A 12,042-nucleotide genomic window follows, 5' to 3' on the forward strand; every position below is an offset into this window, starting at 1 on the left:
AGCGGCACGGAGGGTGGGAAATCGTGTTCGGTGTGCAACCAGAGACGTTGCGGGCGGCGTCGAAGCAGTTCCACGACGGCGCGGACGCGGCAGGGGACGGTGCTGAGCTGATCTCGATGCTCAGGCTGGACGCCGACGCGCTGGGGCAGGTGCCCGCGGCGGCGGAGTTCGTCGACGCGCTGGCCAAGTGGTCCGGTGAGCAGTCGGACGACCTGCGCCGTGGCAGCGCCTGGTACCGCGACGCCGGCGACGGGCTCAACGAGAACGCCGACACCTACCAGCGCGCCGACGACGACTCGACCAGCTCGTTCCGCGGCATCGAAGGGGGCATGGCGTGAGCTACACCGACCCCGAGGTCCTGTACGGCCAACTGGCCGCGGGCGACGCCGGCCGGGTCGCCGCCGCCTCCGACCCCATCACCGGTGCGATGAGCGCCGTCAGCCGCGCGGGCGATGCCGTGTCGAGCGGTGGCACCACGGCGACGTCCAGCTGGCAGGGCGACACGGCGACCAGTTTCGGCGCCCGTGCCGAGCTGTCCGTGAAGTCCGCGACCGTGGCCGGTGAACGGCTCGGTGCGGGCGCGGACATCGTCCAGGCCGCTTCCCGTGCGTACACGCAGATGCGCGGCAGCGCGGACCAGCTGATCGACTTCTGGCGTGGTCGCTCGCCCGCGTTGGACGAGGCGCAGACCCGTGACCTGGCCAACCGGGTCAACCAGCAGCTGAACACCGTCAAGAGCAGCTACGAAGGTGTGCTGCGGTCGTACGCGAGCGCGCTCACCACCGTCCGGCCCGGCTTCGAGGAGACGGCGGGCAAGGACGCCGGCTGGAGCACCGCCGTCGCCGCCACCCGCACCAACGCCACCGTGCCGGCGCCGGGTACCGACCCCAAGCAGGTCGCCGCGTGGTGGAAGTCGTTGACGCCGGAGCAGCAGGCGGAACTGCTGCGCACCAACTTCCAGGAACTGGGCCAACTCCGCGGCCTCCCGTCCGAAGTCCTCGACCAGGCCAACCGGGCCCGGATCGTGGACGATGCCCAGCGATTCGGCGAGCAGCGCGATCAGCTGGATGCGCAGATGGCCGCGCGCGCGGAGGAGTTGGGGCTCGACCCCGAGAACTCCGACGACATGACCAAGCTCATGAACGACTCGCAGTACGCGTCGCTCAGCGAGCAGCGCCAGGAGGCGGCCACCAAGGCGGAGAACGCCGAGAAGGTGCAGAAGAGCATCGACAACGCGGAACAGCTGGCCAAGGACAAGGGCTGGCTCAACGCCGAAGGCAGGCCGGACGTCCGGATCCTGGCCTGGGATCCGTACGGTCCGCGCGGTGATGGTGCGACGGCCATCGCATACGGCAACCCGGACACGGCGAACAACCTCGCGATCGCGGTTCCCGGCACCGGCTCGACGCTCGACAGCTTCTCCGTCTCCCAGGCAGCGAACCTCCGTGACGCGATGGGCGCCGACGGCAACGCCACCATCCAGTGGCTCGGCTACGACGCACCCGGTTGGGCCATCGGCGAGGTCGACAACCCGGCGCAGGCACGTGAGGGCGGCGCGAACCTCGTCGCCGACGTCAACGGCTACCGCGCCGCCGCAGAGGCGGCGGGCAACGACCCGCACGTGACCGTGATCGGCCACTCCTACGGCTCCACGACTGTGGGCTACGCGGGCATGAACGGCCTGGCGGCGGACGACATCGCGTTCGTCGGCTCACCGGGTGTCGGCGCGTCGAACGTCGACCAGCTCTCGGCCGGCCCCGGTCACGTGTACGTCGGCGCCACCGAGCACGACCCGGTCGTGCAGGGCACGAGTTCGGACTGGTTCACCGAGGACGGCTCTTCGACCGGCCCGTACGACGACCGGTTCGGTGCCAGAACATTCGGTACCACCGACGGAACCTCCCTGCTGGGTGCGCACTCGCAGTACTACGCACCGGGCTCGGAGTCGGTGCAGAACCTGGCCCGGATCGCGACCGGCGACGGTGCTTCCGTGACCGAACAGGGCTGGGACGAGAACCCGCTCGGCCCGTCGCTGCCCGGCTCGAACATCCCGGTCGTCGGCCCGGCGGTCGACCTCGTCAGCGGCACGGCCGTCGGCGCGGCGGACCTGGCGGTCGACGCGGGCACCGGGCTCTACAACGCCGGTCGGGACGCGTGGAACGGCAACTGGTCCGACGCGGGCACCGGGCTGCTCAACACGGGCAAGGAAGTCCTCAACGACGCCGGCGACGTGGTCGTCGGGGCCGTCGGTGACGTGACCGAGTTCGGGCGGGACGTGTGGGAGGGCGCCGGCGACGTGTGGGACAGCACCGTCGGGTCCTGGTTCTAGCGGCTCACGGCTTCTGGCACGGACCGATCTCCCGCACCGGTTCGGCATCGTCGAATTTGCTGTCGTCGCGCTCGTTCACGGTGCAGACCAGCACGTCGCCGATGGCGGTGCCGGACGGGACGTCGGTGAGCTTCGCCCAGGCGGCGGTGATCGGCGCGGCATCGGCCGGTTGTTCCTGGTCCAAGTCCAGGGACACCCGGCCGGGCCATGTCGCACCGGAAACGAGGGTCTCGTCCGGCTTGACCTCGGTGACCTTGAACCGGACCTGACCGGACCACTCGCTGCCACCGCAACCGACGAGGACGGTTCCGACCGCGAGGACCACGGCACACGCCTTGAGCACCTTCACGCGATCGAGCTTAACCAGATGGGGATCAGCCGAAGCCGGCTTCCGGCAGTCAGGCCGCTCGGCACGGACCGACGTCGGTCTGGACGCCTTCCTGGTCGAAGCCGCTCTTGTCCGACTGGCGCACGGAGCACACCACGAGGTCGCCGACCTTGATCCCCTCGGGGAATTGATCGAGGTCGGCGGCGTTCTTGGTGATCTGCTCGATCGAGTCCACCTGATCCTGGTCGATTTCCAGGTTCACGTACGGCGGCTTGGTCTCGCCCATCGACTCGTAGGCCGGATTCACGCGGACGACCTTGAACCGGATCTCGCCCGACCACTCGCTGCTGCCGCAACCGGCGAGGACGGTTCCGACCGCGAGGACCACGGCACACGCCTTGAGCACCTTCACGCGATCGAGCTTAGCTAGAAGCGGAGGACCGGGAGGAGGGTTGAGAGATCGGCCCGGCTGCCGGACGCGGTGACCCTGGCCGCATCGACGGCTGCCGTCCACGCCAGCCGACCCACGGCCAGTTCCAGCCACGTGCGCGGGTCGGTTTCGATCACGTTCGGTGGCGTGCCACGGGTGTGGCGGGGCCCTGCCACGCACTGCACGGCGGCGAACGGGGGGACCCTCACCTCCACGCTGCGGCCCGGTGCGATCTGCTCCAGCGTCCGCAGGGTCAGCCGCACGGCCGCGGCGAGTGCCGGGCGGGACGGCTGGTCCGACTCGCCGGCGAGCCAGGGCAGCACGGCCTCGACGGCGGCGCGCATCTCGTGGGGGTCTACGGGTTTGGACGGCACCCGCTCAGGTTAACGCCCGACCGCCACTGTCCACAGTGGACAGAGGGGTCAGATCTGCGCGGAGCGCACGGCTTCGCCGAGCAGTTCCTCCAGCTGGTGCACCAGCCGCCGGGAATCGGTCGGGGTGAACGTGCTCCACGGCTCCGAGCCGTTCGACGCACGCCGCTGCTGGAGGTAGCGTCCTTCCTCCGTGTCGAAGAACGCGACCACGCGGTCCGGCCGGCACCGCTTGCCGTACTTGTCCCGGGCCGCCGCGCCGAAGTTCCCCGTGTGCACGAGCCCGGTGAACATCTTCACCAGCGTGACGGCGTCCTCCTGCCGCACGCCGTACTCCCGCAACGACTTCTCCAGGCTCTTCGGCGAACCGTCGGACTTCTTGACCGCCGCCTCGAGGTCGGCGCTGGGCATCGTCACCGAGTGCCCGGAACCGGCGGGGTGCGCGGGCAGCGCGCCCAGCACGGCCGACGGCAGGCCGCCGCCCGCGGCGCGCTGGAACGTGAGCCGGTTCTCCGTCAACGTGGCCACCGCACCGAAGTCGCCGTTCGCCACGCCCAGCACCCGCACGCTCTTGCCGATCCACACGCGACCGTCGACCTCGCGCTCGGGCCGGGAGAACAGCCGCAGCAGGTAGTCCAGCTCGGGGTGCAGGCCGGTCGGTCCGCCGAGCCCCCGCGCACCGATGTTCGCCCACACCCGTCGCTCCAGGTCGGCGCGCTCCTGGTGGGTCTTGCCCGGTGACGGCACCTTGATGACCAGCGGCATCTGCCCCAGGTCCAGGCGCTCCCAGAGCACGTCGAACTCCTCGGCGGCGAGCTCGATCGGCTCCCGCTCGGCGGGCCCCCCGAAATACGTCACCCGATATCCCCGTCCCCTGAACACCGGACAACGGGCCCGCGCCGGAATCGACGCGAGCCCGTGCACCGGACGATCACTGCTGCGGCGCTTCGCCGATCACCGGCGGCGCGACGAGCCGGTCGTCGCCGAACACGTCGTTCGTCTCGACCAGGTAGTCGGCTGCCTTGTGCTCGATGTCGTCCTCGCCGTTGCCGCCCTGGGCGCCGGCCGCGCCACCGGCCATGCCCGCGCCGCCCGCACCCGGACGACCGGCGGCACCGGGGCCACCCGCGCCGGGACCGAACCCGCCGGCACCCGGCATGCCACCGCGACCGGGCACACCGGCCGGGTTGCTACCGCCGGGACCACCAGGACCACCGGGCATTACGGGCATACCCGGCATACCGCCGCGCATCCCGCCCGGGCCGTTGGGACCGCCGGGGCCACCGGGCATGCCCGGCATACCGGGCCCGCGACCGGTCGGCAGGCCGGGACGCGGTCCCTGGCCGGGCACGGTCGGACCCCGCGGCGGAACCTGCTGGCCGCCGCCCGGGGGCCGCGGCTGGGTCCAGAGCGGGGGCGGGAGCATCGGCGGCTTGGGCGTGGGGACGGGCTGGTTCACCGGCGGGGTGAGCGGCGGCGGAGGCGTCGTCGGCAGACCGGTCGGCGGCGCGACCCACGAGGTGTGGGTGGTGCCGCCGGTGCCGATCTGGTTGACCGGTGCGACGGGCGTGCCGGTCGGCGGGGGCGCCCACGACGTGCTCGTGGTGCCGCCCTTGTCGCTCGGCGGCGTCCACGTCGGCGTGCTGTTGTAGTTCGCGCTCGTGTTGTTGTACTCGCCCGCGCCCGCCGGCGGCGGGGTGTCGATCACGACCTTCGGCGGCGGGACGAACTTGCCCAGCGTGTCGGCGTTCCACTCGCTGCTGGACTGGTAGTTGTTCATCACCTCGACGGCCTTGGCCTCGGCGTTGTCCTGCGCCGCTTCCTGCCGCTCGTGGTCCTGCTGCTGCTGGATGACGTGCATCATGCCGACCGGGCCGGTCAGCCCGCCGAGGATCTTGTCGCCGACGGACGGCGCCTCGGTCGTCACCGGCAGCGGCTCCGGCATCTCCTTGCGGGCGTTCGCGATGTAGTCGCCCTGCAACTGGGCGGACGTCTCCATCGTGCCCGAGCTCCGCTGGGCGTCCTCGGCCCACGCGGCGAGCGGCGACAGCGAGGCCTGGGCGGTGTCGGAGGTCTCGCCCTCCCAGCTCGCGCCGAGCTTGCCCAGCCCCGCCTGGATCGACGCGTCGATCTCGCTCAGGGCCTCGGACAACCCCTTCCAGGAGTCCTCCAGCGGCCGGGACGCCGCAACGCCCGGACCTTCGTTGATCATGCGGTGCAGATCGGGGTGGGCATACCCGCGCCAGCGGTGGTCACCCATAGTGCTCGCCCCCCTCGGGTGCGTAGGTCAGCAGGTCAGCCGTTGTTGACGCGTCCCCAGGACGCGGTGTTGTCGCCTTCGACGCGCCGGTAGTCGGCTTCGATGGCGGTGAGCTGGTCGACCACGCCCTTGAGCTGGTCGCGGTAGGCGATGAGGGCAGCCAGGGCGGCCGAGTCGCCTGCTTCGAACGTGTCCTGGTTGAACCGCTCGGCGGTCTCCGAACTCACCGGGTCGCCGGCCCACGGTCGGGCCTTGAGCTGGTGCAGCGCCGGCCGCAGCTTCTCTTCGAGGCGGTCCAGCGCGTCCGAGAACACCTTGCGCGCGTCCGGGATCGCCGAGGGCTCGACGCTCAACTTGCGCTGCGCTCCGCTGTAATCGGGCAGCATCGTCGGCGTCGATCCTCCGCCACCACCATCCGCGATGAACACGGCACACCCCTCCTCAGTGCTGCACGAACCCCAGCGTGTGTATTTGGGACGACTTTAGCTCTGATGTCCGACAACGGTCGTCGGTTCCCGACAACGACCTGGTTCTACTTGTCCAGGTTGGTCACGACGGCCGCCGCGATCGGCTGGACGATCTGGCACAGGCCCGGCAGGTCCGTCTCGTTGACGCTGTTGGCGCTCACGTCCAGCACCTGGCCGTCCGAGACGTCCACCGCGATGGAACAGCTGAGCCCCAGCTGGGTGGTCGCCTCGACCATCAGCGCGGGGAACCCGCCGACCTCCAGCTTGGTCACCTTGCCGGCGGCCTTGGCGTAGTCGTCGATGCCCGCCGTGGTGTCCGCCGTGACGCCGGCGAAGTACTTGCGGTCTTCACGGCTGATCGTGCAGCCGTTCTGGCCCGGCACCTCTTCGCTCTGCCTGGGCGGGCGGTCGAGGCCGAACTCGGCGCGCTGCGCGTCGGTCAGCAGGCTGCACGGGTCGATGTCGGCGATGTTCACCGTCTTCGGCCGCTTCGCCGGCTCTTTCGCGGCCGACGTCGGCTTGGCCGAGCCCGACGTCTGCTCGGTGGGCGTGGAATCCGAGCCGCCGGGGGTCGCGGACCCGCCAGTGGTCTGCGAACAGCCCCCGAGCAGGGCCAGAGCGGCGATGAGCGGCACGACACGGCGCATGTGCCCCAACGTATCGGATCGGGGTCACCCGTAAGGCGCATTGCGGAGGAACCGACCCGTAACCCGCACCACCGGCCGTTCACGCTGCCGGGACGGTGCCCGGAACCGTAGCCTCGACGGGTGGGAGACACCGGACCGGGACGGATCGAGGACTACGCGCTGCTGTCGGATCTGCGGACGGCGGCTCTGGTGGGGTTGGACGGGTCGATCGACTGGCTGTGCATGCCGCGATTCGACTCGCCGTCCTGCTTCTCGCGGTTGCTGGGCACCGAGGACGACGGGCACTGGCGGATCGCGCCGACGGGCGAGGTGGTGTCGGTGCGGCGGTCCTACCGGGACGGCAGCCTGGTGCTGGAGACCGAGTTCGAGACCGTCGACGGCGTGGTGCGGCTGATCGACACCATGCCCCCCGAACAGGAGCACTGGGACGCCGACACGCGCGTGGTGCGGGTCGTGGAGGGCGTGTCCGGGCAGGTCGAGATGACGTTGCGGTGGGTGCTGCGGTTCGCCTACGCCGACTCGGTGCCGTGGGTGCGACGAGGTGAGCGGGACGGGCAGGAGTGCATCGTCGCGCTCGCCGGGCCGTCGGCGGTGGCGCTGTACGGCGACCGGCTGCCGTTCCGGGTGCAGGGCCGGCGGGCGCACGAGGCGGTGTTCACCGTCTCCGCGGGCCAGCGGCTGTCGTGGGTGATGGAGTTCGCCTACTCGCCGGACGAGCCGCCCGCGCCGGTGGACGCGGTGGCCGAGGTGGCGCGGTCCGAGGCGTTCTGGCTGGCCTGGTCGTCGAAGATCGGGTACGACGGGCCGCACGCGGACGTCGTGCGCCGGTCGCTGATCACGTTGAAGGGCCTGTCGTACGCGCCGACGGGCGGGATCGTGGCCGCGCCGACGACGTCGCTGCCGGAGACGTTCGGCGGTGAGCGCAACTGGGACTACCGGTACTGCTGGCTGCGCGACGCGACGTTCACCCTGCTGGCGCTGGACAACTTCGGCTGCACGGACGAGGCCGCGGCGTGGCGGAGGTGGCTGGTGCGCGCCGTGGCGGGCGATCCGGCGGACCTCCAGATCATGTACGGGATCGGCGGTGAGCGGCACCTGGTCGAGTGGGAGGTCGACTGGCTGCCGGGGTACCGGGGCGCGAAGCCGGTGCGGGTCGGCAACGCGGCCTACCGGCAGTTGCAGCTGGACGTGTACGGCGAGGTCATGGACGCCCTGCACCTGGCGCGGGAGCGCGGGCTGGGCGAGACGCCGGACTCGTGGGCGATGCAGCGCGGCATGATGCGGCACCTGGAGAAGGTGTGGGAGCAGCCCGACAAGGGGTTGTGGGAGGTGCGCGGGCCGGACCGGCACTTCACCCACTCCCGGGTGATGTTGTGGGTGGCGTTCGACCGGGCGGTGCGGGCGGTGGAGGAGTTCGACCTGCCCGGCCCGGTGGACCGGTGGCGCGAGCTGCGCGAGGCGGTGCACGCCGAGGTGCTGGCGAAGGGCTGGAACGCCTCGCTGGGCGCGTTCACCCAGTACTACGGCGGGACGGCGCTGGACGCGGCCACGTTGCTGATCCCGGCGGTGGGCTTCCTGCCCGGTGACGACCCGCGGGTGCTCGGCACGCTGGACGCGATCGCCGGTGTGCTCAAGCGGGGCGACCTGGTCGACCGGTACGAGACGGAGGTCGGCGAGTCCGAAGTGGACGGATTGGCCGGTGTGGAGGGAAGCTTCCTGGCGTGCTCGTTCTGGTACGTCGACGCGCTCGCGTTGGCCGGGCGGCGCGAGGAGGCGGTGGCGATGTACGACCGGCTGGTGGACCTGTGCAACGACGTGGGGCTGTTGGCCGAGGAGTACGACGCGGGGACCGGGCGGATGTGCGGCAACTTCCCTCAGGCGTTCAGCCACCTGGCGCTGGTGAACAGCGCGGCCGTGCTGTTCGGCGGGCACACCCGTGACGAGCGGCACCGGGGCGGTGCGGCGTGAGGGCGGCGGAGGTCGTGCCGGGCAAGCCGGAGGCGAGCCGGGTGGTCGACCGCGACGATCCGGACCGCCCGGACGAACTGCTGGTCGAGGGCCTGCTGGTGGGCATGTGCGGCACCGACGTGGAGATCATCCGGGACGGTTTCGGGTGGCTGCCGCCCGGCAGGGACGCCATCGTGCCGTTCCACGAGTCGCTGGGCCGGGTGATCAGCAGCCCGACGCCGGACTTCGCGCCCGGTGACCTGGTCGCCGGTGTGGTGCGCCGGCCGGACCCGGAGCCGTGCCCGGCGTGCGCCGTCGACGCGTGGGACTTCTGCCGCAACGGCAAGTACACCGAGCGCGGCATCAAGGAGATCGACGGCTACGGGATGCAGCGCTGGACCGTGCCGCCGAAGTTCGCGGTGAAGCTCGACCCGACGCTCGGTGACGCCGGTGTGCTGACCGAGCCCGCGTCCGTGGTGGCCAAGGCGTGGGCGCAGGCGTCGGCGGTCGCCGAGCGGTCCCACCTGCCGGTGCGCTCGGCGTTGATCACCGGCGCCGGGCCGATCGGGCTGCTGGCGGCGTTGCTGGGCGTGCAGCGCGGCCTGGAGGTGCACGTGGTCGACCGGGTCACCGAGGGCCGCAAACCGGACCTGGTCACCACGTTGGGCGCGACGTACTACTCGGACCTGGCGGACGTGAAGGCCGACGTCGACGTGGCCATCGAGTGCACGGGGGTGGCCCGGCTGATCTGGGAGTGCGCGCGGCGGGCGTCCGTCACGGTGCTGGCGGGCATCTCGGGCGAGCACGACCCCGTGCCGCTGGACCCGAGCGTGTTCGACGGGATGGTGCTGGGCAACAAGGCGGTCGTCGGCACGGTCAACGCGGGCCTGCCCGACTACGTCGCGGCGGCCGAGGCGCTGTCCGACGCCAGCCGGCCGTGGCTGAACGGCCTGATCACCCGGCGCGTGCCGCTGGACCGGTTCACCGACGCGCTGGCGAAGGAGAAGGACGACGTGAAGGTGGTCGTGGACCTGACCTGACCCGCGTTCGACGGCACGGCGACCCGGTCAACGGCGCAGCAGCTCGTCGATCGACTCCGGCTTCATGGGCTTGGCGAAGAACCAGCCCTGGCCGGTGTCGCAGCCGATCCGGTGCAGGCGCTTGGCCTGCGCCGGCGTCTCCACGCCCTCCGCGGTGACGCCGAGCTGCAACGCGTGGGCCAGCTGCACCAGCGTGGACACGATCTGGACGTCCACCGCGTCCTCTTCGTCCGCCGCGCGCAGCCCTTCCATGAACGAGCCCGCGATCTTCAGCTCGTGCACCGGCAGGTGCTTCAGGTACGCCAGGTTCGAGTAGCCGGTGCCGAAGTCGTCGATCGCGATCCGGACGCCCATGTCCGACAACGCCCGCAGCGCCTCCAGCGGCTCGTCGGCGGTGCCCATGATCGCGCTCTCGGTCAGTTCGAGCTGCAGCTGGTGGGGCGGCAGCGCGCACTCGTCCAGGATCCGCTTCACGTCGCGCACCAGCTCCGGGTCGCGGGACTGGCGCACCGCCAGGTTCACGCTGACGAACGGCGCCGACTCGCCGAACTCGGCCCGCCACCGCCGCGCCTGCTCGCACGCCCGCCGCAGCACCCACCGCCCGAGGGGGACGATCAGCCCGGTCTCCTCGGCCAGCTCGATGAACCGGTCCGGCGCGAGCCGCCCGAACTCCGGGTGCTGCCAGCGCACCAGCGCTTCCACACCCACGACCGTGCTGTCCTCCAGCCGCACCAGAGGCTGGTAGTCCACGTAGAACTCGTCCCGCTCCAACGCCGCCGGCATCGTCGCGGACAGCGTGAACCGGGCGACCTCCTTGGCGTTGCGCTCCGGGTTGTAGAGCGCCCAGCGGGACTTGCCGTCCGCCTTCGCCCAGTACAGCGTGATGTCCGCGTCGCGCATCAGGTCGGCCGCGGTGGTGCCGGACAGCGAGCGCTCCACGATGCCGATCGACGCCGACACGGTCAGCTCGTGCCCGCCGATCCGGATCGGCGACTCCAGCTCGCGCAGCACCCGGTCGGCGACGTCGACGATGTCCTGGGTGTTCTTCGAGCCCTCCACCAGGATGACGAACTCGTCGCCGCCCATCCGCGCGACCAGCTTGCCCTCACCGGACACCGAGTGGTCCAGCCGCCGGCCGACCTCGACCAGCAGCTGGTCGCCGATGTCGTGGCCGAGGCTGTCGTTGATCACCTTGAACCCGTCGAGGTCCAGGTAGCACAGGCCGGCGCGGTGGCGCGCCTTGTTGTTGAACACGCGGCCGAGGCGTTCCAGGAACAGCGCCCGGTTCGGCAGGCCGGTCAGCGGGTCGTGCAACGCCTGGTAGCGCAGCCGGTTCTGCAGCAGGTGGCGGTCGGTGACGTCCTCGATCATCGCCACCTGGTACTGCGGCTCGCCGTGGTCGTCGCGCACCAGCGACAGGGTCAGGTGCGTCCACACCTGCTCGCCGTCGGCCCGGCGGAACCGCTTCTCGGCCCGGTAGTGGTCGCACTCGCCCGCGGTGAGCTGGTCGTACAGCCGCCAGACGCTGCCGCCGTCCTCCGGGTGCATCAGGTCGCGGATGTTGTACTGCCGCATCTCCTCGACGCTGAACCCGAGCATGTCCTGCAACGCCTGGTTCACGTCGAGGATGCGGCCCTCGATGTCGGCGATACCGATGCCGATCGCGGCCTCGGTGAACATCGCCCGGAACCGCGCCTCGGACGCGCGCAGAGCGGCTTCGGCCTGGTCGCGGGCGTCGAGCACGGCCGCCCGGATCGCCTCCTGCTCGGCCAACGTCCGTTCGCGCAGCGCACGCGCGTATCCGGCGGCCAACGCGCCCTGCAACGCCGCCAGCCGGGACCGCATCAGCTCGTCCGGCCGGATGCCCAGCTCGCCCAGCAGGTCGTCGCCGAGCAGCTGGACGGTGCGGCCGAGCGTGTCCGTGCCGGTGAAGTGCGCCTCGACCAGCCGTGCGCCGATCTCGTACCCGGGCGCGGTGCGGAACGGGGTGGCGTGCAGCGCGTGCACCAGCACCTCGGTCAACGCCTGGAGGTGGTCGGCGACCTCGGCCCTGGTCATCGGAACGTAGCTGCTGCCGATCACCGCGGTGGCCCAGGTGCGGGCGAAGGCCTCCGCCCCGGCCAGTACGGCGGGGTCGAGGTTCGATCGGCCCGGTGCTGCCACCCGATGGTCAACCTGTTCCGTCATGTCCGCCGGCCTACCGCCACAACCGAGAGGATACGG

The 12,042-nt window shown here is 71.3% G+C and carries 12 protein-coding genes; 4 read left to right on the forward strand and 8 right to left on the reverse strand.

Annotated elements, in window-relative coordinates; translation table 11 throughout:
• The first annotated feature begins 32 nt into the window (after positions 1 to 32).
• Both OQ02_RS02060 and OQ02_RS02065 read left to right on the forward strand, forming a co-directional pair.
• Positions 33 to 338, forward strand: coding sequence for a hypothetical protein (locus OQ02_RS02060; protein ID WP_231499834.1), 306 nt, complete (start codon positions 33 to 35; stop codon positions 336 to 338).
• Positions 335 to 2,329 (forward strand): alpha/beta hydrolase, encoded by a 1,995-nt coding sequence (locus OQ02_RS02065; RefSeq protein WP_033436429.1) that lies wholly within the window; start codon positions 335 to 337, stop codon positions 2,327 to 2,329. The genes OQ02_RS02060 and OQ02_RS02065 overlap by 4 nt, the downstream gene beginning before the upstream one ends.
• Positions 2,330 to 2,333: 4 nt before the next feature.
• Here OQ02_RS02065 and OQ02_RS02070 read toward each other — a convergent pair whose 3' ends face one another.
• From OQ02_RS02070 to OQ02_RS40705, 7 genes are all read right to left on the reverse strand, one after another.
• A complete protein-coding gene (locus tag OQ02_RS02070; protein ID WP_033436430.1) occupies positions 2,334 to 2,678 on the reverse strand; it encodes a hypothetical protein in 345 nt (114 codons plus the stop codon).
• Between the two features lie 49 nt (positions 2,679 to 2,727).
• Complete coding sequence (locus OQ02_RS02075; protein WP_033436431.1) at positions 2,728 to 3,069, reverse strand: hypothetical protein; 342 nt, start codon at positions 3,067 to 3,069, stop codon at positions 2,728 to 2,730.
• Positions 3,070 to 3,083: 14 nt separating this feature from the next.
• Positions 3,084 to 3,431, reverse strand: a complete 348-nt coding sequence (locus OQ02_RS02080; RefSeq protein WP_442973572.1) for a sterol carrier family protein — start codon at positions 3,429 to 3,431, stop codon at positions 3,084 to 3,086.
• 78 nt (positions 3,432 to 3,509) lie between these two features.
• Positions 3,510 to 4,316 carry an ESX secretion-associated protein EspG gene (locus tag OQ02_RS02085; protein WP_033436433.1) on the reverse strand — a complete coding sequence of 269 codons (807 nt, stop codon included), beginning with the start codon at positions 4,314 to 4,316 and terminating at the stop codon, positions 3,510 to 3,512.
• Between the two features lie 73 nt (positions 4,317 to 4,389).
• Positions 4,390 to 5,670, reverse strand: coding sequence for a PPE domain-containing protein (locus OQ02_RS02090; protein ID WP_033436434.1), 1,281 nt, complete (start codon positions 5,668 to 5,670; stop codon positions 4,390 to 4,392).
• Positions 5,671 to 5,753: 83 nt separating this feature from the next.
• Complete coding sequence (locus OQ02_RS02095; protein ID WP_033436435.1) at positions 5,754 to 6,146, reverse strand: hypothetical protein; 393 nt, start codon at positions 6,144 to 6,146, stop codon at positions 5,754 to 5,756.
• Between the two features lie 104 nt (positions 6,147 to 6,250).
• On the reverse strand, positions 6,251 to 6,832 hold the full coding sequence (locus OQ02_RS40705; protein WP_051771536.1) for a DUF3558 domain-containing protein: 582 nt from the start codon (positions 6,830 to 6,832) through the stop codon (positions 6,251 to 6,253).
• A gap of 120 nt (positions 6,833 to 6,952) precedes the next feature.
• On the opposite strand from OQ02_RS40705, the gene OQ02_RS02105 reads away from it, so the two are divergent.
• Positions 6,953 to 8,800 carry a glycoside hydrolase family 15 protein gene (locus tag OQ02_RS02105; RefSeq protein WP_033436436.1) on the forward strand — a complete coding sequence of 616 codons (1,848 nt, stop codon included), beginning with the start codon at positions 6,953 to 6,955 and terminating at the stop codon, positions 8,798 to 8,800.
• Positions 8,797 to 9,819 (forward strand): glucose 1-dehydrogenase, encoded by a 1,023-nt coding sequence (locus tag OQ02_RS02110; protein ID WP_033436437.1) that lies wholly within the window; start codon positions 8,797 to 8,799, stop codon positions 9,817 to 9,819. The genes OQ02_RS02105 and OQ02_RS02110 overlap by 4 nt, the downstream gene beginning before the upstream one ends.
• A 27-nt stretch (positions 9,820 to 9,846) precedes the next feature.
• On the opposite strand, the gene OQ02_RS02115 is transcribed toward OQ02_RS02110, so the two are convergent.
• On the reverse strand, positions 9,847 to 12,006 hold the full coding sequence (locus OQ02_RS02115) for a putative bifunctional diguanylate cyclase/phosphodiesterase (RefSeq protein ID WP_197043197.1): 2,160 nt from the start codon (positions 12,004 to 12,006) through the stop codon (positions 9,847 to 9,849).
• Between the last annotated feature and the right edge of the window lie 36 nt (positions 12,007 to 12,042).

The organism is Saccharothrix sp. NRRL B-16314, from assembly GCF_000716595.1.
Taxonomy (GTDB): domain Bacteria; phylum Actinomycetota; class Actinomycetes; order Mycobacteriales; family Pseudonocardiaceae; genus Actinosynnema.